This window comes from Roseobacter sp. CCS2, from assembly GCF_000169435.1.
In the GTDB taxonomy this organism is placed as follows: domain Bacteria; phylum Pseudomonadota; class Alphaproteobacteria; order Rhodobacterales; family Rhodobacteraceae; genus Yoonia.
The window spans coordinates 324,042-346,948 of record NZ_AAYB01000003.1 but is presented as its reverse complement, the minus strand read 5'-3'; the positions used below and the strand labels follow the sequence as shown (position 1 = coordinate 346,948).

Genomic DNA, 22,907 nt, shown 5'->3' with positions numbered 1-22,907 from the left:
AACGCCTGTTCTGTAGGCATATCAGAAACAGAATCAGGTTAACGCGGCGCGATTCGAAGCCATATGCCATCCTCTGCGCGCACAGTTAGATGGGCGACTGGCACTGGGTCACGCCCTTCCACGGGGGCAAACGCGTAATGCGCAAGCAAATGTGCCAGAACAACCGTCCCTTCGATCAAAGCAAAACCCGCGCCAGAGCAAATCCGCGGCCCGGCAGAGAATGGCATGTAAGCATCGCGCGCGCAGGTCTTCCCATTTTCAGTCTCCCACCGTGACGGATCAAAGCCATCTGGATTGTCCCACAGGCGGGTGTGCCGGTGCAGATGCCATGGCGACAAAACCACCTGCGACCCCGGCCTTACCTGACGTCCACGAAAAGTTTCGGCCTCTGTGGCCTCGCGCACCATCATAGGGACCGGGGGATATAGCCTGAGTGTTTCGCGAAACACATCGCGCGTCTGCTTTAAATTGGACAAATCGCCAAATGCGCCGCTGAAAGATGCGGCCTCTTGGGCAACGGCCTCTTGCCACGCGGGATGTGTGGCCAACAGATAAAGCGCCCATGCCAAGGCCGAGGCGCTTGTTTCATGACCTGCCAGAAAAAAGATCGCGACCTGATCAACCATTTCATCAAGGGTAAAGGTTTGGCCGGTCACAGGATCCTTTGTGGTCAATATCTTGGTCGCCAGATCATCAGGCGCGTCCCCTGTCGCGATAAGATCCAACCGATCCTGCGTGAGTTTGGTAATCAGCGTGCGGATTTGCCGTGCAGTCGATCGGGTTCTTGACCGAAAAAAGCGGGGCATCCAGGCAGGCCCACGGACAAAGGCCGCGAGGTTCAGAATGGGTTGTGTGCGCTGATATGTGCGAAAGGCTTCAAACACCTCTTGCGCTGTTTCATCCTCAATCGGGATCGAAAACAGCGTGCGAAAGATAACATCCGCCGCGATATGACTGGTGATCGCCTCAATCTCTTGTGGTGTATCGTCGGCCTTTGCAGCCAGCCTTGCCACACCAGCGGCAGCAGCATCGCAAATGCCGGGGTACGTGTCGTGCAGCCGTCCCCCCGCAAAGGCAGGATCAATGATCCGGCGCTGCCGCTTCCAGTCTTCGCCATTGGTCAAAAACACGCTGTTGCCAAGCAAAGGGCGCAGGCCCGCACCGATCCGATCAGATTTTGGAAAAGCGTCCGGGTTTTGGGTTAACACCTTTTTGATCAAGGCCGGGTCATTGACCAGATAACTGCGAAAGAATGGCGTCCGAAATTCTGCCATCCATGCGCGATACAGCTTGGCAGGCTGGGCCGACAGGATGTCCTTGCGAAACAGCCGCATGTAACGCCAAAGCGAAACCTTATCAGGTCGCGATGGTGGCTTGGGTGGCCGCGATATCATGGCATCAGCGACGTGTATTTGGATACCGGCACATGAATGCGTGACCCTGACGGTTTGCGCCCGGCAAAACGATCAGCCAGCAATAGTGGCCCCGCCGTGATCTGAAAATAATCATAGTCCTTGGGATGATCAAAGGCGCACAGATACTGAAAATGCAGCCGAAAGAACCGCCAGCGCAGCTCTTTCCAGCGCGCAGGTGACAGGCTTTGTGTGAAGGCCGCTGAAATCACCAAAGGCCAGCGCTGGTCATCAGGTGCAACGCCCGTCACCGCCACAGGATCGCAAAGCGCAAAGCAACACCCGTCACCGGGCGCAGACACATCAACCCACGTCAGATCGTCCCGCGTTGACAGGAACGCCAGATCGCTGCGCAACCGGCGCGCGCGCGGCAGAAACGACACCATAGGCACAACCTGCCCCAATGACAGGAATGCCAATTTCGGTCCATCCGCACGCACGTGCCCACCACGCACAAGATCGGCAATTATTGATACTGCCAGATGCGCGCCTGATGAATGCCCAACGATCAACACTTCATCACCGTCCATGGCCAATGCATCTGCAATGATCGCGCCGAAGGTTTTCATGCGGTCTTCCAACTCTGGCGGATTTGCACCGCGCTTTTGTGCCGAATAGGCGTAGTCATGCATCAAATAATAGGCAAAAAGCTTGTTATCCCGCGCCTTGCACCAGCGTAGCACGGCGACAATGATGCCAATGAACAGCGCCCAATTGATCCCCCAAGCGATCCACGCCGTTGCATCAAAAAAAGTGCCGTCACTAACGCCGATCAAATCCAGTGCGGCCATGATCAAACCCTGCGTCCACCCCCCGATCAACGACCCCGCAACAAGTGCCAAAATCAATTGTCCCAGCAACATGACCACAGGATAAAGGGCTGCAATCACAGGCCCTTTGCGCATCCACATCAGGCGGCGCAAGGTGCCGGTGCTGATATAGGTCCATGCGGTCTGCACCAATTGCCAATAGGTTGCGGGGATCGATTGCGCCATGCTGTCACGCACGATATCGGCCCAGACCAGCACATCAACTTGCGTCAACACGGATTGTCCGTCAATGCGCGCGCCAACGGTCCAACGAAAAGTATTGTCTGACCTGTCAGCCTTGACCCCAACTTCATAACCGCTGATCTTAGACTGCGCGGCCCCTTCGGTGCGATAAAGCTCGCGGTAGCGCCGAGGCGGCATCGGATCATAGCCAGGAATATGAAATACACGCCGTTTGCTGACTTGCCTTGATTGCGCGCTCATCGCCGTCCCTTGCTGATGCTTGGACGCAGGTTAGCCGATTAAAGCCAGCGCTGGAAAGCGCTCAAGCAGCCAATAGCTGAAAGCCGCGAATTGGCCGGTCATCATCATCAGGCCAACAGTCCACAAAAGCAGGCCCGACACCTTTTCAATCCGGTCCATATGCCGCTTCATCCAGCCCATCACGCCCTTTAGACGTGGGAAGAACGCAGCGACCAGCAAAAACGGAATACCAAGGCCAAGGGCATAGACCGCCAACAAAACCGTACCACGCGAAACATCCGCCTCTGACGCGGCAAGGCTAAGGATCGCCCCAAGGATCGGACCCAGGCAAGGCGTCCACCCGAACGCAAATGCCAGACCAAGAAGATAGGCACCAAAGGCGGATCCGCCTTTGTCACCAGCATCAACCCGCAATTCGCGGTCCAGAAAACCAATACGGAACACACCCACGAAATGCGCGCCAAGGACCATGATCAGCGCGCCAGCGACAATCACAAACCAATCCTGTACCTGCAACAGCATCCGGCCCATTGTCGAAAACGCGAGGCCGAGCAAAAGAAAAATTGTGGACAGTCCAAGAACAAAGAATATTGCCGAAACAAAAACGCGTCTGCGGGCCGTCTTGGTTTCCTCCATCTCGCTGACAGATACACCGCCCATATAGGCAAGGTAGGGTGGCACAACCGGCAGCACACAAGGGCTCAGGAATGACAAAATACCCGCCAGCATCGCAATCAGCATCGCTGGCAGCAATGCTGCATCAAAAATCAGGGCGGTGTCGAGCATGCATGTCTTCCTTTGCATCCTACCTAAGCGAGCGCGGGCAATTCGTCACGGCCCAAGATGTCACAACTTGGTGGACAAAATGAAACATCACACATACCTCAGACGGTATGACATATGACGCTGATCTTGATGCAAAAGGGTTGCTTTGCCCCCTGCCCGTTCTCAAAGCGCGCAAACGATTGCAAGCGTTGACATCCGGTCAGGTTTTACGCGTCTTGGCCGATGATCCTGCGGCGGTGATAGATGTGCCGCATTTCTGTAATGAGGCCGGGCACGAGTTGGTCAGCACGCAAGATGTGACCGATGGCCAGCTTTATTTCATCAAGAAAGCCTGATCAAGGATCGCATCAAAGCCAGCGTCCCCTTGAAAGCCAAGCGATTGCGCGAGGCTGGTATCAAACAACGTCGGCCACGTACCCACGATATCAATGATCTTCTGATCCGGCTTCATTTCAATCAAATCAGCCGTGCCATCACCAGCGCGGGCGCGCAACGCGGCAATCATGCTGAACACCTGCACCTGTAAGCCGGGCACATTGACCGCGCCAAAGGCGGGCCAATCGTCGTCTGAAACGGATGGCGCATGCCACAAAGCGGCAACGGCCGCGTCAGGTGAAGCCACCCAAAGCGCCATATCAGGATGAACCGGGCAAATCGCAGGCACACCGCCAAGCGGTTCGCGAATAATGGAAGAGGCGAAAGACGACGCTGCTGCATTCGGCGTGCCTGGCCGAACGGTGATGGTGGGCAAACGCAATGTGCGTGCATCAACCCAACCGCGCCTGCGATAGTCTGCCATGACCAGTTCGGCCATCGCTTTGGTCACACCATAGGTGTTTTGCGGCTGAATTTGCGTGGCTTCACTAAGCGGCTCTTGCGGGTTGCCGCCATAGACAGCCAAAGACGAGGTCCCGATCACAGGCACGCCGGGGCGTATCTCTTTCACCGCCTCAAGCACAGTATTGGTGCCACCTAAGTTGATCTTCATCCCCAGATCATAATCCGCCTCTGCCTGCCCACTGACCACGGCGGCGAGGTGATACACCAAGGCGATATCGTCAGGCATTGCAGCCACAACAGCATCTTTATCGGTAATATCAATGGCATTGAAAGTCACGTTCGGCAAAACCGGCACACGTGCGTTCGGCAAATCCCAAAGCTGGACCTGCGGTGCCGCCAGATGTCGCCCATCGGGCAACGTGACACCCTTATCAACGATCCGTTGGGCAAGGGCCGCGCCTAAAAAGCCGCAGCCCCCTGTGATAACAATACTGCCAGACATCAGCGCCCGAGCGACCACCAGCCCTTACGCTTGGGCTTGTCTTCTGCTGGTGCTGTCTCAGCCTTTGGTTCAGGCGCAGGCTTTGGTTCAGCTTTTGGTTCAGCTTTTGGTTCAGGTGGCGTTTCCGCAACGACCTCCTCTGCGGCCTCAACAGGTGCAGCTTCTGCTTTTGGCTTGGCCCTGCTGCGGCGCTTTGGCTTTGGTTTTTCCTCTATTGCATCGGGTTCAGCCTCAGCAGCTGGTGTTTTGGCGTCTACCTCAGCGACAGCTTCCTCTTTCGGTTCAGCCTTCTTACGGCGCGTCCGCTTCTTGGGTGCAGGTTTGTCCTCTGCGACCTCCTCAGCGGGTTTTTCTGCTGGCGTTTCTACCGCATCCTCTGCAGCAGGCTCAGCTTTCTTGCGCCGCGTCCGTGTACGTTTTGGTTTCGCCTCTGGCGCGGGCGCATCCTCAGCAACCTTATCGGCGGGTGTATCAGTCGCTGCCTCCGCTGGCGCGGCTTCTGCATCACCTTCGGCATTGTCACCGTTCTGGTTCTGACCGTTCTGGTTGTCGGCATTTCCGCCGCCACCACCCCGGCGACGCCGGCGCCGACGGCGCTTGCGCTTGGGCCGGTCCTCGCCATCAACGGTTTCGGCATTGGTGTTGGTTTCCTCAGCCACATCAGCATCGACGATGATACCAGCATTATCGTCTTCATCATCGTCCATCATCACAGCAGAGCTGACAAACGGCGCTGCATCAGGGACCACGCGCGTGGCTGTCTTGAACTTTTCAATCGCATAGTCAGGCGACACCATCGTCGGATCACATTCGATCCGCACGGACATGCCATAACGCGCCTCGATATCGGCGATATGTTCGCGTTTGCCATTCATCAGGAAATTGGCAATGGAAATCGGCGCTTTAATCAGCACCTCTTTGGATCGGCCGCGCACGCCTTCTTCTTCCAAGGCACGCAGGATCGAGAGTGCGACGTTATCGTCAGAGCGCAACAGACCGGTTCCATGACAGTGCGAACACATCTGTGTGGTCGCTTCCAACATGCCTGGACGCAAACGCTGGCGCGACATTTCCATCAGGCCAAAACCCGAAATGCGACCCACTTGAATACGGGCGCGGTCCGTCTTGAGCTTATCTTTGAAACGCTTTTCAACGGCCGCGTTGTTGCGACGTTCATCCATATCGATAAAGTCGATGACGATCAGGCCCGCAAGGTCACGCAAGCGCAACTGACGCGCCACTTCGTCGGCAGCTTCAAGGTTGGTCTTGGTCGCCGTTTGCTCGATCGAGCCTTCTTTGGTCGCCCGACCAGAGTTCACATCAATCGCCACCAGCGCTTCGGTAATTCCAATCACGATGTAACCACCCGACGGCAATTGTACGGTCGGGTTGAACATGCCGTTCAGATAGCCTTCGACCTGATAACGCGCATAAAGCGGCAGTTGCTCGGTATAGAATTTCACGTTCTTGGCATGGGACGGCATGATCATTTTCATGAAGTCCTTGGCGGTACGATAACCCGCCTCGCCCGCCACGATCACCTCGTCGATCTCTTTGGAATAAAGATCGCGGATGGACCGTTTGATCAGGTCGCCCTCTTCGTAAATCTTGGCGGGTGCCGTTGATTTCAGCGTCAGTTCGCGGATCTGTTCCCACATGCGTTGCAGGTATTCGTAGTCGCGCTTGATCTCGGCCTTGGTGCGCTGGGACCCAGCGGTGCGAATAATCAGGCCAGCGCCATCCGGCACAGTCATGGAATTCGCAATCTCTTTCAGCTTTTTGCGGTCAGCGGCATTCGTGATCTTGCGGCTGATCCCGCCACCACGGGCGGTATTCGGCATCAGAACGCAGTAACGGCCAGCAAGCGACAGGTATGTGGTCAGTGCCGCACCTTTGTTGCCGCGCTCTTCTTTCACGACCTGGATCAGCAGGATCTGGCGAACCTTGATAACTTCCTGGATCTTATACCGCTTCGGGCGCGGCTTGCGGACCGGGCGCACCTCGTCAGTGTCGTCTTCTTCGGCGACACTTTCGATGGTTTCGTCCTTGGACTTGGGATCAGCCTTTGGCTGCTCATCCTCGTCGTCATCTTCGTCTTCACCGGCGGCAGGTGTTTCAACTGGCGTCTCGGCGACAAGCTCCATGGGCGAGCTGCCCTCTTCGCTGTCATCCAGATCAATGGTTTCCATACCGGCGATATCGCCAGAGGTTTCTTCCTCAGGCGTTTCAACCTCACCAGTGACGACCGCATCATCACCCTCAACCTCGGCCGCTTTGGCTTTACTGCGGCGGCGACGCTTGGGTTTTGGTTTTTCTTCTTCGGCTTCCGCTTCGGCCTTTAGGCTTTCAGCATAGGCTTTTTCTTCGGCAATCAGCGCCTCACGGTCTGCGACCGGGATCTGATAGTAATCCGGATGGATTTCCGAGAAGGCCAAGAACCCGTGGCGATTTCCGCCATAGTCCACAAACGCGGCCTGCAGCGATGGTTCTACGCGTGTTACCTTTGCAAGGTAGATGTTGCCTGCAAGCTGACGCTTGAACTGGCTTTCGAAATCAAATTCTTCGACTTTGTTTCCGTCGACCACAACAACGCGGGTTTCTTCCGCGTGTGTGGCATCGATAAGCATTTTCTTTGGCATTGTGTCCGTTCGCACATAACCCCGGCGGCGCCCCAGGAGGCGCGGTTGTCCGTGTTACATGTCTATTTAAGGCGATCTGCGCGCGGGCCGTACCAGCGCCCCTTGGGGCGGCTGCATCTTGCCTCATGTTTTGCGCGCTTTGCATCGCGTTTCTTCTCCGACCTCAGCTGTGCTGAAGCCCATTCATGGCCCGGTCGGCGGTATCGCACGATCCGTGGCGTTCTTCTGATCCCGTAGGATCAAATCAGCTGTTCTGCATAAGGTCGTGACCAAAAGCGAAACAGAGAATCTCTATCGGCTGTCACCGCGCAACTGCTGCGCGAGCATCCGTATTCAATACATAAGGGACGAAAGGCACCTTGCACAAGTGGTTGCGTGCAAAGTGCCTGATCAGAAACCGAATTTGATGGTTTTTGCTACAGATAATCGGACCGCTGCAGGCCATACTTGGCCATTTTCTCGTTCAGTGTCCGGCGTGGCAGACAGAGTTCTTCCATCACCGATACGATAGAGCCTTTGTGGCGGCGCATCGTATTGTCTATCAGCATCCGTTCAAACGCCTCGACGAATTCCTTGAGCGGTTTACCCTCGGTCGTCATCGCAGGCTTCATTTCTTCGGTATCCGCCATCAGCAGCGACGCGATAGACCCCGTGCCGCGGCGGTTTTGCAGCACCGCACGCTCGGCCACATTGATCAGCTGGCGCACGTTGCCGGGCCATGGGGCCTGCAACAATTGGGCTGCTTCCTGCGCGCTTACCTCTGGCGCATCACAACCATATTCTTCGGCGAACTGCTCACCCAGACGGGTGAACAGCGTCAGGATGTCCTCACCACGCTGACGCAATGGCGGCACGGTAATGCGCAAAGCTGCAAGGCGGTAAAACAGGTCCGGACGTAAGACGCTTTCGCAGGTTTGGTCCTGCTCTTGCAGATTACAGATCGCAACGATCCGCGTCTCGGCAGGTGTGCCTTGGTCATTGATGGCCGTCAGAAGGCGGGCCTGCAACGAATGGCTCAGCGCCTCAATGTCTTCTAGCACCAGTGTGCCGCCGCGCGCCTCTTCCATTGCCGGGATCGGTTCGTCATCATTCGCCGGACCAAAAATAATGCGGCCAAGGGTTTCTTCGTCATAAGCAGAACAGCTGAGCAACACGAATTTCTTGTTCGCGCGCGCCCCCACCGCATGCAGCGCGTGGGCAACCAGCGTTTTGCCAGTCCCCGTCTCACCTTCGACCAGCACATGGCCGTCAGCCTGCCCCAGATCAAGGATATCCTCTTTCAGACGCTCCATCGGGGGAGATTGCCCGATCAGTTTTTTGATCAAAGCAGATCCATCAGACAATTCTTTGCGCAATGCGCGATTATCCAATGTCAGACGGCGCGCAGACGTGGCCTTTTTGGCCAGCTCTGTCATGCGGTCCGGGTTAAACGGTTTTTCCAGGAAATCGAACGCACCAACGCGCATCGCCTCAACCGCCATCGGCACATCACCGTGACCTGTGATCATGATCACAGGCAATGAACTGTCCACGCCTTTGAGCTTTTTAAGAAACTGCATGCCATCCATGCCAGGCATCTTGATATCGCTGACGACGATACCGGGGTAATCATTGCCCAGCCCCTTGAGTGCATCCTCAGCCGACGCAAATGTCTCGGTGTCAAAACCGGACAGTGCCAACCACTGTGAAATCGACTGACGCATGTCTTTTTCGTCATCGACAATTGCGATCTTCATGACTTTATTCATGATCTTTTCCTTACTCTGCCGCGGCGACATCCTGCCTTATGGTTGGCAGTTGCACCTCGAATATAGCCCCGCCATCAACCGCGTTTCGCGCGGTCAGGCGCCCACCTAAATCGTTTACGATGCCAGAGGAGATAGCAAGCCCAAGACCCACGCCATCACCAGGTTGTTTCGTTGTGTAAAACGGCTCAAACAGATCATCGAGGTTTTCGATGCCTTCGCCATTATCACGGATCTGAATGCTGACCGTATCACCCGCCGCCAACAGGATTTCAATCGTCGGGTTGGCCGCAGATTTCGTGGCGTCCAATGCATTGCGCAATAGGTTAATAATTACCTGTTCCAGCCGCAGCCTGTCACCCATGATCATGACCGGTTCATTGGGCAAAGTGCGGATAATATTGACAGCCCGAGTTTTCAGTTGTGGTTCCATCAAGGCCAGTGCTGTGGACACCGCAGCCCTTGTATCTACAGGCTCAAACGCTTCTGAGCCTTTGCGGGCATAGGACTTTAACTGACGTGTGATCGCGCCCATCCGTTCCAGCAAATCGTCAATGCGCTGGAACGACGATAGCGCCTCTTCTGGCCGTTCACGTTGCAGCAGCAGGCGTGCACCGGCCAGATAGGTTTTCATCGCCGCCAATGGCTGGTTCAACTCGTGGCTGACGGCAGCTGACATTTCACCCAAAGCGGCCAGTTTTGATGACTGCGCAATCGTCTGTTCAGCCACCTCAAGGGTCTTTTCGACCTTTTCGCGTTCGGCAATTTCCCGCTGTAGCCTGCGGTTCAATGCGCGAAGCTCTGCTGACTCGCGTTGAAAGAAAACCAACCGCGACGCCGTGCGCCGTGATGCCGACCAAAACAGCAACGCCAGCAAAATCGCGAATCCCATCACCTCAAGCGCAAGGATCCCATTCACCCGCTCTCTTACGGATGTGTAGGTGGTATAGCTGACCATGCGCCAACCTTGGTGTGGCACGCGCATTTCGCGGCGCAACACAGCCTCGCCCCGCAAATAGGCATCAGCTGGCAGGGCCGCCCAGCCTTGGGTGGCGCGAATGGCTCGCTCAATCGCCGAGGGCGCCGATTGCCGGGCCAAGGCATCTTCTTCAACCAGACCACGCCAGCGCGGTTCTGTTGCCATGATGATCGTGCCTTCGCTGTCCATCACAAGAACCGCATCAGACACACCCGCCCAGCCGGTCTCAAGCCTTTGGCCGTCGACTTCGACCATGATCACACCAAGCAGATCACCTGCCACCTCAATCTGGCGCGAATAGATATAGGCGTAAGCCCCTTCGTCGTTCTGATAGGTGGTATAAACAGTCTGATTGTTGCGCAAAGCATCAACAAAATATGGGGTATTGCGATGGTCTGCACCAATTTCGTTGCGATCAGTCGCTGCAACAGCCCGCCCATCCCGATCAAGCAAGGTTAAAGAAGCCGCACCGATTTCATCAACAAATGACAGCAGACGCGCGGTAGATTGCGAATAGTTGCGATCTTCCAGCGCGTTAATCAGTTGCGGGTCGCGCGACAGCAATTGCGGCACAACCGAATTGCGCTGCAGCTCATTCATCAGGTTGGTTACATACAGCGCCAACCGTACCTCTGAACGGTTACTGATCGTTTCAGTAAACCGTTGGGTCAGCAGTTGATTGGACACGTAGATCACAATGACCGCCAAAAGGCTGATCACAAGCACCGCAAGGCGCAAGTACCACCTGCCCCGGCTTTTATTGCTAGAGAGTTTTCCAAACCGCATCATACGCGTAGTCTAGGGGTACACCCTATTTGCAGCAAGCAGATCAGATCAGGCCTGCGCGAGTTGCCCAACCAACCCGCGGAAAAGCGCCTGTCCGTCAGTGCCGCCGTGCCCTGCGTCAACGGCACGTTCCGGGTGTGGCATCATACCAAGAACACGGCGATTTTCTGACAAGACCCCCGCGATATCAGCGACAGAGCCGTTGGGGTTATCGCCATAGGTAAAGGCAATCCGGTCGTCCGATTTGAGCCCTGACAACGTGCTGTCATCCACCGTGTAATTGCCATCATGATGGGCCACGGGATACCCCACGATATCACCAGCATTATAGCCTTCTGTATAGGCCGATGCTGATGTTTCCACCTTTAAATCAACGGTTTTGCAAACAAACTTGAGGTTGGCATTGCGCATCAACACCCCCGGCAAAAGGCCTGTTTCGGTCAGAACCTGAAAGCCATTGCAAACACCCAATACATAACCACCGCGGTCTGCGTGGTTCACGACCGCCTTACAAATCGGCGACTGCGCGGCAATCGCGCCGCAGCGCAGATAATCACCAAAGGAAAACCCACCTGGCACGGCAACCAGATCAACATCGTCAGGGAGGCTGGCATCCTTGTGCCAGACCATGCTGACCTCGGCACCCGCCGCCTTCAGCGCCACAGCCATGTCACGGTCACAGTTTGATCCCGGAAAAACGATAACAGCCGCGCGCATCACAGCACCTCGACGCGGTAGCTTTCGATGACCGTATTGGCGAGTAGCTTTTCACACATCTCACTAATCATGTCCTCGGATGTGCCATCCGCCAGATCAAGTTCAATGATCTTGCCTTGGCGCACGCCCTCAACCCCGTCAAAACCCAGACTACCCAGCGCGTGGCGCACGGCCTCGCCCTGGGGATCAAGAACGCCGTTTTTCAACATCACATGTACGCGGGCTTTCATCGGATTGCGGTCCTTTTAGTTGATCAAGGTAGGCTTGGTGTTCGTGTGGGTCACATTGGACGGCATGACGCCTAAACGCTTGGCCACTTCGGTATAGGCATCGGTCAAATTGCCCAGATCGCGGCGGAAGACATCCTTATCCAGCTTTTGACCTGTTTCGATGTCCCACAACCGGCAGCTATCGGGGCTAATCTCATCCGCCAAAATCAGGCGCTGGAAATCATTATCCCAAACGCGGCCAATCTCAATTTTGAAATCAACCAGTTTGATCCCGACGCCATACATGACACCGGACATCCAGTCATTCACACGCAAGGCAAGGCTGACAATATCATCCATTTCCTGCTGCGAAGCCCAGCCAAAAGCGATGATATATTCCTCTGGAACCAGCGGGTCACCAAGGCTGTCGTCCTTGTAGGAAAACTCGACAACCGGACGCGGCAGTGCGGTGCCCTCTTCCATGCCCATGCGCTTGGCCATTGTGCCGGCGGCAAAGTTGCGCACGATCACCTCAAGCGGAATAATTTCGGCTTGGCGGATCAACTGTTCGCGCATGTTCAGACGTTTGATAAAATGTGTGGGAATGCCAAGTTGGCCAAGGCCGGTCATAAAGAATTCGGACAAACGGTTGTTCAATACGCCCTTGCCTTCGATCACTTCTTTCTTCTCAGCATTAAAAGCCGTCGCATCATCCTTGAAATATTGGACAAATGTGCCCGGCTCTGGGCCCTCATAAAGAACCTTTGCCTTGCCTTCATAAATTTTCTTACGGCGCGCCATACTGATCCCTTGCCCCATGCGTCCGGCCCGCAGCAGGCCGTGTCATATGCGCGTCATAGTGCAAGCCCCCCTTGCGGGCAAGCACCGGGATGGGCATATCATAGGCAACAGTTATTCCAATCAAGAGGCCAAACCCATGAGCACCTTTGACGATCGCGAACACGCGTTTGAAAACAAATTCGCCCACGATGCTGAGATGCAGTTCAAAGCTGACGCGCGACGCAACAAAATGCTGGGGCTGTGGGCGGCCGATTTGATGGGTAAAACGGGTACAGACGCCGACGATTATGCCAAAGAAGTCGTGAAATCAGACTTTGAAGAAGCCGGACATGAAGACGTCTATCGCAAGGTATCAGGCGATCTGGGCGACAAGGCAGACGAGGCGACAATCCGCGCCAAAATGGCCGAACTGATGACAAAAGCCAAAGCACAGCTGATGGACGAGATTTAACAAACCTTTTCTAAAGCAAACACATCAGAACCGCGCCCACCCCGGCGCGGTCTTAATCATTTCGTGCATAATCAACATGCGACCTTTGCATTTGCACAGGCGCAGTAGACATGCGAACGCATGTTTATGCTCTTAGCGTTAGGATGCCATGATGACCAATGCTCTTTCAAATCTGCTGAAAACCCGTGACTGGCTTATGGCGGATGGGGCGACAGGAACGAACCTGTTTAACATGGGGCTGATGTCAGGCGACGCGCCCGAGATGTGGAACGTCGACGAAACTGCAAAAATCATCGCGCTTTACAAAGGTGCGGCTGATGCGGGCAGCGACATTTTTCTGACCAACAGTTTCGGCGCAAATGCATCACGGTTAAAACTGCATGGCGCCGAAGGGCGCGTAAAAGAACTGAACAAAGCCGCTGCTGAACTGGGACGCGAGGTTGCTGACGCCTCTGAACGGGTTATCGTCGTCGCAGGCTCTGTTGGCCCGACGGGTGAAATCATGGCCCCAATGGGCAGCCTGACCCATGAAATCGCGGTTGAGATGTTCCACGAACAGGCCGAAGGTTTAAAGGCTGGCGGCGCCGATGTTCTTTGGGTCGAGACGATCAGCGCGCCGGAAGAATTTGCCGCAGCTTCTGAGGCGTTTGCACTGGCTGACATGCCATGGTGCGGGACCATGAGTTTTGACACGGCCGGCCGCACCATGATGGGGCTCACCTCGGCCGATATGGTCAAGAAGGTTGGCAAGCTTGCCCATCAGCCGTTTGGCTTTGGGGCAAACTGCGGTGTGGGTGCTTCTGATTTGTTGCGCACGGTGCTGGGCTTTGCGGCGGCTGATCCGACTTTGCCGATCATCGCGAAAGGCAACGCAGGTATCCCCAAATATCACGACGGACATATCCACTATGACGGGACACCTGCGCTGATGGCGGACTACGCAGTGCTGGCCCGTGATTGCGGTGCAACAATCATTGGTGGCTGTTGCGGCACAACACCCGAACACCTGCGCGCCATGCGCGAAGCGCTGGAAACACGCCCAAAGGGGGCGTCGCCGTCATTGGAAGCAATCGCACAGGCGCTTGGTGGGTTTTCCTCTGCGTCTGACGGTACAGATGGCGCAGGGCCTGCCGCATCGCCGCGTCGGGGCAGACGGCGGCGCGCATAGTCACGTCCAAAGGGGCTCTGCCCCCGCCTGCGGCGTCCCCGAGGTATTTCAGAACATGAGAAGGTGAAACAGGGCCTAAAGGAAACCCCGCATCAGTCCTCAGACCAAGCGGGGCTTCTCACGTTACGGCCATCGGCTCCTCAGCCTGTACCGTGCCACCAACTTGCCAAAGCATGGTTAAAAAATGCTGAACATATCTTCTCATGTTCCAAAATACCTCCGCCGGAGGCTCCGACACATTCAACCCAGACAAACGTCAGAAAAGAGAGAGCTGATCGCCCGTTTGCGGCGGCGGCGCAAAAAGGTCAGTGCGCAATGGTGGTAAAGATCGATCCAAATCCAGTTTACGTGTTGCCAACCTAAACCGCTGTTTCATCATCGCAGCCCAAGCGCCCTGCCCGGCCATCCGCGTGCCGAAATGCGGATCGTAGTCTTTGCCGCCATGCAATTCTCGCACGCGGCCCATCACGCGCGCGGCGCGGTCTGGATAATGTTCGGCCAGCCAGTCTTGAAAAAGGCCGGCCACCTCGCGCGGCAGCCGCAGCACAATTGATGCCGCAGCAACAGCACCTGCGTCTTTTGCCGCCGCTAAAATGGCCTCCAGTTCATGATCCGTCAGGGCCGGAACGACGGGTGAAACCATTACCCGCACCGGAATACCGGCATCTGTGAGCCGCCGAATTATGCGCAATCGTGCGGCGGGCATTGGCACCCGTGGTTCCATCTTGCGTGATATCTGAGGATCAAGCGTCGTGATCGAAACCCCCACCCGGACCAATCCCTTGGCCGCCATCGGGCCCAGGATATCAATATCTCTTTCGATCAACGTACCCTTTGTGACAATCCCCACGGGATGATTGAAATCGCGCAAGACGTCCAACACCCCGCGCATGATTTCACGCGTCTTTTCAATGGGCTGATAGGGATCAGTATTGGTGCCAATGGCGAGCATTTTGGGTTCGTAGCGCGGATGCGACAACTCTTTGCGTAACTGATCAGCCGCGTTGGGGCGGGCGATCAGTTTGGTCTCAAAATCCAATCCCGGCGACAGCCCCAGGAACGCATGACTGGGCCGAGCAAAGCAATAGATGCACCCGTGTTCGCACCCCCGATAAGGGTTGATTGAGCGGTCAAACGATAAATCAGGCGACGTGTTGCGCGATATCACAGAACGGGCAATTTCATCCGTCACCTCGGTCCGCAAAATAGGCAGATCGTCATCAGACGCCCAGCCATCATCCACCGCCTCGGCATGCAATCTGTCGAACCGCACATCCGGGTTAGAGCTTGCGGCCCGCCCCGGCATGCGATGTGATTTCTGAACCGGCAAATCATCCATAATCATTATTAGAACAATTCAGGAACATGCGCAATGACAGGTCGGTCACGTTCATGGACGTGTCGGAAAACAGCAGGTAGGTTTGCACAATTAAGCGCACTACTGGTTTACAACACTATCGCAAAGGCTTGGCCCATGTCCGACGAAGAAGATGACATCATCCTGTCCGAACTGAATGACGAAGATCTCGTCGCGCAGATGTTCGATGACCTTTATGACGGCATGAAGGAAGAAATTGAAGAAGGGGTGAATATCCTTCTTAGCCGCGGCTGGGAGCCTTACCGCATCCTGACCGAAGCCCTTGTCGGAGGCATGACAATCGTTGGCCATGATTTCCGCGATGGTATTTTGTTCGTACCAGAGGTTCTGTTGGCGGCCAATGCCATGAAAGGCGGGATGTTTATTCTCAAGCCACTGCTGGCCGAAACAGGTGCCCCGCGTGTGGGCAAGATGGTGATCGGCACGGTCAAAGGCGACATTCACGACATTGGCAAAAACCTTGTGTCCATGATGATGGAAGGTGCGGGTTTCGAAGTTGTCGATCTGGGCATCAACAACGCGGTTGAGGCGTATCTTGAAGCGCTGGAAACAGAGAAGCCCGATATTCTTGGCATGTCCGCCCTGCTGACGACAACGATGCCATACATGAAGGTCGTCATCGACACGATGATCGAAAAAGGCCTGCGCGATGATTACGTCGTGCTTGTCGGTGGCGCGCCGCTGAACGAAGAGTTCGGCAAGGCAATTGGGGCCGATGCATACTGCCGGGACGCCGCTGTTGCGGTTGAAACCGCAAAAACCTTTATGGCCCGCAAGCACAACCAAGGTGCCGCAGCCGTTTGATCTTACAAAATTGGCATGGCGGTCTTATCTGAAGGGTGCAGGAGGGTGACATGCCAATTGAAAGACTGATTTTTCTTATCGTACTTGTGATCGCAGCGGCAGCCGCGACCATTGCCGTAGCGTTGGCCATTTTGCACAGCACGCAAACATCACCTATGCCAGGCCTTGCCATCTTAAGTCTGATCGCCCTTTGCGCGTCTTTCGCGTGGCGCCGGTTCAGCGATCGTAAGGCGCAGAACGCTGGCGACAAATGACCACTGACGCGACCCTAACTGATACTGGGATGACCCCAGCAGGTGAGGGACGCGTTTTGCTGATTGCCTGTGGTGCGCTTGCCCGCGAGATATTGGCGATCAAGGCGGCCAACGGCCTTGATCATCTTGATCTGAAATGCCTGCCCGCCATTCTGCACAACCACCCAGAACGCATCGTGCCTGCCGTGCGCGACGCGGTTGAAACATACCGCGACGCCTATGATCAGCTTTTTGTGGTTTACGCTGATTGCGGCACCGGTGGGCAGCTTCAAACGGCCTGCGCCGCAATGGGGGTTGAAATGGTGGCTGGCCCGCATTGCTATTCCTTCTTTGAAGGCAATGAGGTTTTCGCGGCCCGCGATGAGATGACAGCCTTTTATCTGACTGATTTTCTGGTCCGCCAGTTTGATGCTTTTGTATGGAAACCCTTGGGGTTGGACCGCCATCCTGATCTGCGGGACATGTATTTTGGCAATTATGAAAAGCTGGTTTATCAGGCGCAAACCGATGATCCGGCGTTGACCCAAAAGGCCCAAGCCTGCGCAAAGCAGCTAGGTTTGTCATTCGAGCGTCGTTTCACCGGTTACGGTGACCTCACGCCAGCGCTGACGGCCATTCCCTAAGTCGCCGCCGCCGCCGTTTCGCGAATACGTTCCACCATCGCGCGCAATCCATTGGACCGCTGTGCCGACAGGTGATCGTTCAACCCCAAGCGCCCCAGCTCTGCTGCGGCATCAATCTTGCTGATCTTATCAACAGGCTGCTTGTCATAAAGCGCGATCAGCACAGCGATCAGACCGCGCACGATCATCGCATCGCTTTCCCCACGAAAAGTAAATGTGTCACCGTCAATTTTAGGCACCAACCAAACCTGACTGGCGCAACCATCAACCTTGGTCGCCGGCACGCGCAACGCGTGCTCCAGCGGGTCCATCGCCTTGCCCATGTCGATCACATGACGATAGCGATCTTCCCAATCATCAAGGAATTCAAAGGTGTCTACGAGGTCTTCAAACTCTGGGTTCGCCATTGGGGGTCCTTGCGTATCAAACTTGCAGTTGATGTAGGTCGCCCGCCCTGCGACGTCCAGATCAAAGCGTGACGGTAACGACCTTCTGGCCTTTCACTGCAAGCCCAACCTGCCCCTCGCAAAGCTGCAAAGCATCGTTTCCAAAGACTTCACGCCGCCACCCTTTCAGCGCCACAACATCACGTTGACCACCTGCAAGTGCGTCAAGATCAGCAGAACTGGCGATCAGTTTGGGGGCCACTTCTGCATCGTCGGTCTTGGCCTTAAGCAAGACACGCAACATGTCGGCCAAGGCTGGGTTCACCTGTAGTTTGGCACGGGCATTGTCAACTTTTGGCATATCCTCTGGCTTGACCGCGATACCCGTTTTGATCGCAGACAAAATCCCAGCGGCGATATCACCCTTGCGTGCTTCGCGCAGCAACAGGCGCGATCGCCCCAAGTCTTTTTCTGATTGCGGCTTGGTCGACGCGAGTTCGACCAGCGCGTCATCCTTAAAAACACGGTTGCGCGGGACATTACGTTCCTGCGCATAGGTTTCACGGAAACGGGCCAATTCACGCACAATGGCTAGGAATTTGCCAGACTGGGTACGGGTTTTCACACGCTTCCACGCATTGTCCGGGTCGGCCTGATAGGTTGCGGGGTCTTCCAACACCGCCATTTCCTCTGCCACCCATTTGCTGCGGCCCGATTTCGCCAGTCGCGCCGAAAGGTGTTCATAAATATCGCGCAGGTGGGTGACATCCGCGAGCGCATATTTGGCCTGCGCGTCGGTCAACGGACGGCGTGACCAATCGGTAAAGCGGGATGATTTATCCAGATCAGACTTCGTGATCTTGCGCACAAGCGTCTCGTATCCGACCTGTTCACCAAAACCACAGACCATCGCCGCGACCTGCGTGTCAAAAAGCGGCTCGGGGATCACACCCGCATCGACATAGAAAATTTCAAGGTCCTGACGCGCGGCGTGAAACACTTTCACGACACCGTGGTCTTTGAACAGATCATAAAGCGGCTCTAGCGACAGACCATCAACCAACGGGTCCAACAAGACGGCATCTGCGCCGCTGTCGTCTTGATAAGCCAGTTGCACAAGACAAAGCTTGGAATAATACGTCCGTTCACGCAAAAATTCAGTATCGACGGTGACATAGGCGCGTTTCGCAGCCTCTTGGCAGAATGCCGCTAAATCTTCGGTCGTTGTGATTGTCTTCATGTCAGTCCGTCAGTGCAAAAGCTTTTCAAACTGATAGGCGATTGCCACAAGGATGGAAAGCGCAGGCTTATCCTTGCAAGGTGACCGGGGTGCGATCACCCGCTGCAAAGCGGCGCAGTACAGCTGGGTAAAGCGCATGTTCAAGTGGCAAAAGCCGGGTCGCCAACGTGTCAGGTGTGTCGTCAGCCAAGACGGGCATATGCGCCTGCCCCAGGATCGGTCCGTCATCCAAGGCGGCAGTGACCTCATGCACCGTGCATCCGTGTTCGGCATCACCAGCCTCTAGCGCACGGGCGTGTGTGTGCAGCCCTTTGTATTTTGGCAGCAACGAAGGGTGAATATTCAGGATACGCCCCTCCCATTTTACCATGAAATCAGGGGTCAGGATACGCATGAACCCTGCAAGGCAAATGATATCAGGTTGCGCTGTTTCCAATACCTGCTGCAACGCATCCTCAAACCCGGCGCGATCTTGACCATATGGTTTGTGATCAATCGCCATCGTCGGAATATGCAGTGCCCGCGCCTTGGACAGCCCCCCTGCATTCGGATTATTCGACAGCACCAGAACCGGCTTGGCGGGGTGATCTTCGCGCATGGATTGCGCCAGCGCGACCATGTTCGAGCCACCCCCAGAAATCAGGATCGCAACGCGTTTGGTCACAAAAGCGCGCCTGTATAGCTGACACCTTCGCCTGATGTGACTGTCCCCAAGCGATGCACCGTCTCGCCTTCGCGTGTCAGCAACGTGGTCAGGGCATCAGCCTCACCCGCATCCACCGCAAGAACCATCCCGATGCCCGCGTTAAATGTCTTGAGCAACTCAGCCTCTGCCATGCCGCCGGTTTCGGCCAGCCAACGAAACACAGGCGGTAAATCCCACGCGCCCAAATCAATGTGCGCACCCAGACCGTCTGGTAAAACACGCGGCAGGTTTTCGGTCAGGCCGCCACCTGTGATATGCGCCAAAGCATGCACGCCACCGGCACGCACAGCAGCAAGCGCCTGCTTTACGTAAAGACGCGTCGGTGCCAACAAAGCAGCGCCAATGGTTCCATCTGTGAACGGCGCATCATCGCCCCAAGCCAAACCAGACACATTAACGATACGACGCACCAGTGAATACCCGTTTGAGTGCACGCCATCCGACGCAAGTCCCAACAGCACGTCGCTCTCTTGCACACCGCTGGGCAGTTCAGTGTCACGCTCCATCGCGCCAACGGCGAAACCGGCAAGGTCAAAGTCACCCTCGTGATACATGCCGGGCATTTCGGCCGTCTCACCACCGATTAACGCGCAGCCAGAGGCCGCGCAACCAACAGCGATCCCTTCAATGATGCGCGTCGCCTCATCCAATTCCAGCTTACCTGTCGCGAAATAATCAAGAAAAAACAGCGGCTCGGCACCCTGACACACCAGATCGTTCACACACATGGCGACCAGATCAATGCCAATCGTGTCGACATTGCCTGTATCAATCGCGATCCGCAATTTGGTGCCAACGCCATCGGTGGCCGCGACCAAAACCGGGTCTGTGTACCCTGCCCCTTTCAGATCGAACAGCGCACCAAAGCCACCCAGCCCGGCCATAACACCCGGACGGGCGGTACGCTTGGCTGCCGGTTTGATCCGCTCAACAAGTGTATTGCCCGCGTCAATATCGACCCCTGCATCAGCATAAGTCAGGCCATTTTTGTTGGTCATCGGGCAGCTCCTGTCGTGTTTGGCGTTCGTTACCGCATCGTTTGATCAAAGAAAACAAGAATTGGTATGACAGAACATTCCCACCTTGACCCACGCACCGGTTCTGGTAGTCCAAAACCACAAGGGGGCCTGTAGCTCAATTGGTTAGAGCAGAGCGCTCATAACGCTTTGGTTGCGGGTTCAAGTCCTGCCGGGCCTACCATTTCCCTTCTTTTGGATGAACGCTTGATGACACCCGGCAGCGTTAAAGCGTTCGTTGTATACTGACGCATACACCCCTTCCCGCGTCCAGCAAGATGCGCTATGGCAACACCCAACCAGATGTCAGCGGAGGCACTCAGATGTCAAAGATCAAGGTAGAAAATCCCATCGTTGAACTCGACGGTGATGAAATGACCCGCATCATGTGGCAGTTCATTAAAGATAAGCTGATCCTGCCCTATCTGGATATCGACCTGCTTTACTATGACCTCGCGATGGAGGTGCGTGACGAAACCAACGATCAGATCACCATTGATGCCGCCGAAAAGATCAAGGAAATCGGCGTCGGCGTGAAATGTGCGACGATTACCCCCGACGAGCAGCGGGTCGAGGAATTTGGCCTGAAAGAAATGTGGCGATCACCTAATGGAACCATCCGCAATATCCTCGGGGGTGTTGTGTTCCGTGCGCCGATTATCTGCAAAAACGTCCCCCGCCTTGTGCCGGGGTGGACCGACCCGATTGTGATTGGGCGTCATGCATTCGGTGATCAGTACAAAGCAACCGATTTCCTAATGCCCGGCCCCGGCAAGCTGACCATGAAATTCGTGGGCGAAGATGGCGCGGTGATCGAAAAAAAGGTCTTTGATAGCCCCTCTGCCGGTGTGGCAATGGGCATGTATAACCTTGATGCGTCGATTATCGACTTTGCACGGGCGTCGTTTAATTATGGTCTTAACCTGGGCTGGCCGGTCTATCTTTCGACAAAAAACACAATCTTAAAAGCCTATGACGGACGTTTCAAAGACCTGTTTGAGAAGGTTTTCGAGGAAGAATTTAAAGACAAATTCGACGAAGCCGGGATCGAATACCAGCACCGGCTGATTGACGATATGGTCGCGTCGGCCATGAAATGGTCGGGGAAATTCGTCTGGGCCTGCAAGAATTATGATGGTGATGTGCAGTCCGATACCGTGGCGCAAGGGTTCGGGTCACTAGGCCTGATGACCAGCCAGCTGATGACGCCAGACGGCAAGATTGTTGAGGCAGAGGCCGCACACGGCACAGTCACGCGCCACTATCGCCAGCATCAGGAAGGTCAAGCGACATCGACCAACTCTATCGCGTCGATTTTTGCGTGGACTGGCGGGCTGAAACACCGGGCCAAACTGGATGATAATGCGCAACTGATGAAATTCGCCGAAACGTTGGAAAAAGTTATCATCGACACCGTGGAAAGCGGCTTTATGACCAAGGACCTTGCCTTGCTGGTCGGGCCTGATCAAGGCTGGCTGACAACCATGGGCTTTCTTGAGAAAATCGACGAGAACCTGAATAAAGCAATGTAGGGCGCGTTTGCCCAACGGTCAGCGGCGGTACGCCTCAAGGTTGCCGCAATTCGCTGTTTGTTAACCATCAAAGACAAACCAAACGGCGATTGGACCAAGCCTTGACCGATTTCACATTTACCGATCTGACGAAACCGGGCCGACGCGCCGTGTGGGCAACTTGGGCTTTTGCGGGCATGCAAGTCTGCTCTTCCTTGGTTCATATCTACCAGAATATGGTCATTAATCGGTTTAACGATGGAAATGCCGATATTGAAACCTTGCAGCAAAGCGACACGATCATCGGGTTATCTGCGATCGGGTTTCTTATCGTTCTTGTTGTCGCCTTCGCGATCAACGGGCGGTTTTTATATCTGGCAAGCCGCAACGCCGACGCAATCCACCATGACCCAAAAATGATCCGGCCCGGTTGGGCCGTTGGTTGGTATTTTGTGCCCTTCGCCAACCTTTGGGTGCCGTTCACCGCGATGAAACAGACCTGGAGCCGGCTGATCCCTTCTGATGACGGCGTTCCGACAGTGCTGACAATCTGGTGGCTTAGCTGGATTGGTATGAACTTCTATGACGGGTTTCTGGGGGGACAAACCGCGCCAGATAACCTGCCTGACTACATTTCATATAATCAGGGTTTCATCGCGTCCGGATTTCTTTGGATGATCCCATGCGTCCTTTTCGTGTGGATTATCCGGCGGCTTGCCATGGCCGAACATAACCCGGCAGAGGTTTTTGCGTAACGCTGC

23 protein-coding genes and 1 tRNA gene are annotated in these 22,907 nt (G+C 55.4%); 9 read left to right on the top strand and 15 right to left on the bottom strand.

Annotated elements, in window-relative coordinates:
• Positions 1–38: 38 nt before the first annotated feature.
• From RCCS2_RS12960 to RCCS2_RS12950, 3 genes are read right to left on the bottom strand one after another with little or no spacing between them, the layout of a single operon-like run.
• The gene (locus RCCS2_RS12960) at positions 39–1,394 is read right to left on the bottom strand and encodes a cytochrome P450 (protein ID WP_037294118.1); all 1,356 of its coding nucleotides are present in this window, start codon (positions 1,392–1,394) and stop codon (positions 39–41) included.
• Positions 1,391–2,665, bottom strand: a complete 1,275-nt coding sequence (locus RCCS2_RS12955; RefSeq protein ID WP_008234915.1) for a hypothetical protein — start codon at positions 2,663–2,665, stop codon at positions 1,391–1,393. The genes RCCS2_RS12960 and RCCS2_RS12955 overlap by 4 nt, the downstream gene beginning before the upstream one ends.
• A gap of 30 nt (positions 2,666–2,695) precedes the next feature.
• On the bottom strand, positions 2,696–3,451 hold the full coding sequence (locus tag RCCS2_RS12950) for a cytochrome c biogenesis CcdA family protein (protein WP_008234914.1): 756 nt from the start codon (positions 3,449–3,451) through the stop codon (positions 2,696–2,698).
• Positions 3,452–3,558: 107 nt separating this feature from the next.
• On the opposite strand from RCCS2_RS12950, the gene RCCS2_RS12945 reads away from it, so the two are divergent.
• Positions 3,559–3,786, top strand: a complete 228-nt coding sequence (locus tag RCCS2_RS12945) for a sulfurtransferase TusA family protein (protein WP_008234913.1) — start codon at positions 3,559–3,561, stop codon at positions 3,784–3,786.
• On the opposite strand, the gene denD is transcribed toward RCCS2_RS12945, so the two are convergent.
• The 7 genes from denD to purC form a co-directional block, all read right to left on the bottom strand.
• Positions 3,765–4,733 carry a D-erythronate dehydrogenase gene (gene denD, locus RCCS2_RS12940; RefSeq protein WP_008234912.1) on the bottom strand — a complete coding sequence of 323 codons (969 nt, stop codon included), beginning with the start codon at positions 4,731–4,733 and terminating at the stop codon, positions 3,765–3,767. The genes RCCS2_RS12945 and denD overlap by 22 nt on opposite strands.
• Positions 4,733–7,372, bottom strand: coding sequence for an Rne/Rng family ribonuclease (locus tag RCCS2_RS12935; protein ID WP_008234911.1), 2,640 nt, complete (start codon positions 7,370–7,372; stop codon positions 4,733–4,735). Before RCCS2_RS12935 ends, denD begins: the two co-directional genes overlap by 1 nt.
• Positions 7,373–7,788: 416 nt before the next feature.
• Entirely contained in the window at positions 7,789–9,120 is a 1,332-nt protein-coding gene (locus RCCS2_RS12930; RefSeq protein WP_037294117.1) for a sigma-54-dependent transcriptional regulator, read from the bottom strand.
• 10 nt (positions 9,121–9,130) lie between these two features.
• Positions 9,131–10,885: a sensor histidine kinase gene (locus RCCS2_RS12925; RefSeq protein ID WP_050770818.1), complete on the bottom strand. Its 1,755-nt coding sequence runs from the start codon at positions 10,883–10,885 to the stop codon at positions 9,131–9,133.
• 45 nt (positions 10,886–10,930) lie between these two features.
• On the bottom strand, positions 10,931–11,599 hold the full coding sequence (purQ, locus tag RCCS2_RS12920; RefSeq protein ID WP_008234907.1) for a phosphoribosylformylglycinamidine synthase subunit PurQ: 669 nt from the start codon (positions 11,597–11,599) through the stop codon (positions 10,931–10,933).
• A complete protein-coding gene (gene purS / locus RCCS2_RS12915) occupies positions 11,599–11,829 on the bottom strand; it encodes a phosphoribosylformylglycinamidine synthase subunit PurS (RefSeq protein WP_008234906.1) in 231 nt (76 codons plus the stop codon). The genes purQ and purS overlap by 1 nt, the downstream gene beginning before the upstream one ends.
• A gap of 15 nt (positions 11,830–11,844) precedes the next feature.
• The gene (purC, locus tag RCCS2_RS12910; RefSeq protein WP_008234905.1) at positions 11,845–12,609 is read right to left on the bottom strand and encodes a phosphoribosylaminoimidazolesuccinocarboxamide synthase; all 765 of its coding nucleotides are present in this window, start codon (positions 12,607–12,609) and stop codon (positions 11,845–11,847) included.
• 136 nt (positions 12,610–12,745) lie between these two features.
• Here purC and RCCS2_RS12905 point away from each other — a divergent pair, with 136 nt between their 5' ends.
• On the top strand, positions 12,746–13,060 hold the full coding sequence (locus RCCS2_RS12905; RefSeq protein ID WP_037294116.1) for a DUF1476 domain-containing protein: 315 nt from the start codon (positions 12,746–12,748) through the stop codon (positions 13,058–13,060).
• A gap of 151 nt (positions 13,061–13,211) precedes the next feature.
• Positions 13,212–14,228 (top strand): betaine--homocysteine S-methyltransferase, encoded by a 1,017-nt coding sequence (gene bmt / locus RCCS2_RS12900; protein ID WP_037294194.1) that lies wholly within the window; start codon positions 13,212–13,214, stop codon positions 14,226–14,228.
• A gap of 256 nt (positions 14,229–14,484) precedes the next feature.
• On the opposite strand, the gene RCCS2_RS12895 is transcribed toward bmt, so the two are convergent.
• Positions 14,485–15,567: a PA0069 family radical SAM protein gene (locus tag RCCS2_RS12895; protein ID WP_037294114.1), complete on the bottom strand. Its 1,083-nt coding sequence runs from the start codon at positions 15,565–15,567 to the stop codon at positions 14,485–14,487.
• Positions 15,568–15,702: 135 nt separating this feature from the next.
• On the opposite strand from RCCS2_RS12895, the gene RCCS2_RS12890 reads away from it, so the two are divergent.
• From RCCS2_RS12890 to RCCS2_RS12880, 3 genes are read left to right on the top strand one after another with little or no spacing between them, the layout of a single operon-like run.
• A complete protein-coding gene (locus tag RCCS2_RS12890) occupies positions 15,703–16,410 on the top strand; it encodes a corrinoid protein (RefSeq protein WP_008234899.1) in 708 nt (235 codons plus the stop codon).
• A gap of 50 nt (positions 16,411–16,460) precedes the next feature.
• Positions 16,461–16,664 carry a hypothetical protein gene (locus RCCS2_RS12885; protein WP_008234897.1) on the top strand — a complete coding sequence of 68 codons (204 nt, stop codon included), beginning with the start codon at positions 16,461–16,463 and terminating at the stop codon, positions 16,662–16,664.
• Complete coding sequence (locus RCCS2_RS12880; protein ID WP_008234896.1) at positions 16,661–17,287, top strand: DUF1638 domain-containing protein; 627 nt, start codon at positions 16,661–16,663, stop codon at positions 17,285–17,287. Before RCCS2_RS12885 ends, RCCS2_RS12880 begins: the two co-directional genes overlap by 4 nt.
• Here RCCS2_RS12880 and RCCS2_RS12875 read toward each other — a convergent pair.
• From RCCS2_RS12875 to purM, 4 genes are all read right to left on the bottom strand, one after another.
• Positions 17,284–17,694 (bottom strand): SufE family protein, encoded by a 411-nt coding sequence (locus RCCS2_RS12875; protein ID WP_008234892.1) that lies wholly within the window; start codon positions 17,692–17,694, stop codon positions 17,284–17,286. The genes RCCS2_RS12880 and RCCS2_RS12875 overlap by 4 nt on opposite strands.
• Positions 17,695–17,755: 61 nt before the next feature.
• Positions 17,756–18,913, bottom strand: a complete 1,158-nt coding sequence (gene rnd, locus RCCS2_RS12870; RefSeq protein WP_008234890.1) for a ribonuclease D — start codon at positions 18,911–18,913, stop codon at positions 17,756–17,758.
• Between the two features lie 67 nt (positions 18,914–18,980).
• Complete coding sequence (purN, locus tag RCCS2_RS12865; RefSeq protein WP_008234888.1) at positions 18,981–19,577, bottom strand: phosphoribosylglycinamide formyltransferase; 597 nt, start codon at positions 19,575–19,577, stop codon at positions 18,981–18,983.
• A complete protein-coding gene (purM, locus tag RCCS2_RS12860) occupies positions 19,574–20,617 on the bottom strand; it encodes a phosphoribosylformylglycinamidine cyclo-ligase (protein WP_008234886.1) in 1,044 nt (347 codons plus the stop codon). The genes purN and purM overlap by 4 nt, the downstream gene beginning before the upstream one ends.
• Before the next feature lie 125 nt (positions 20,618–20,742).
• Here purM and RCCS2_RS12855 point away from each other — a divergent pair.
• The 3 genes from RCCS2_RS12855 to RCCS2_RS17965 all read left to right on the top strand — a co-directional run bounded on the left by RCCS2_RS12855 (position 20,743) and on the right by RCCS2_RS17965 (position 22,901).
• Positions 20,743–20,819 (top strand) — tRNA-Ile (locus RCCS2_RS12855).
• Positions 20,820–20,958: 139 nt separating this feature from the next.
• Positions 20,959–22,167, top strand: coding sequence for an NADP-dependent isocitrate dehydrogenase (locus RCCS2_RS12850; protein ID WP_008234879.1), 1,209 nt, complete (start codon positions 20,959–20,961; stop codon positions 22,165–22,167).
• 101 nt (positions 22,168–22,268) lie between these two features.
• On the top strand, positions 22,269–22,901 hold the full coding sequence (locus RCCS2_RS17965; protein ID WP_156788544.1) for a DUF4328 domain-containing protein: 633 nt from the start codon (positions 22,269–22,271) through the stop codon (positions 22,899–22,901).
• The last annotated feature ends 6 nt before the right edge of the window (positions 22,902–22,907 follow it).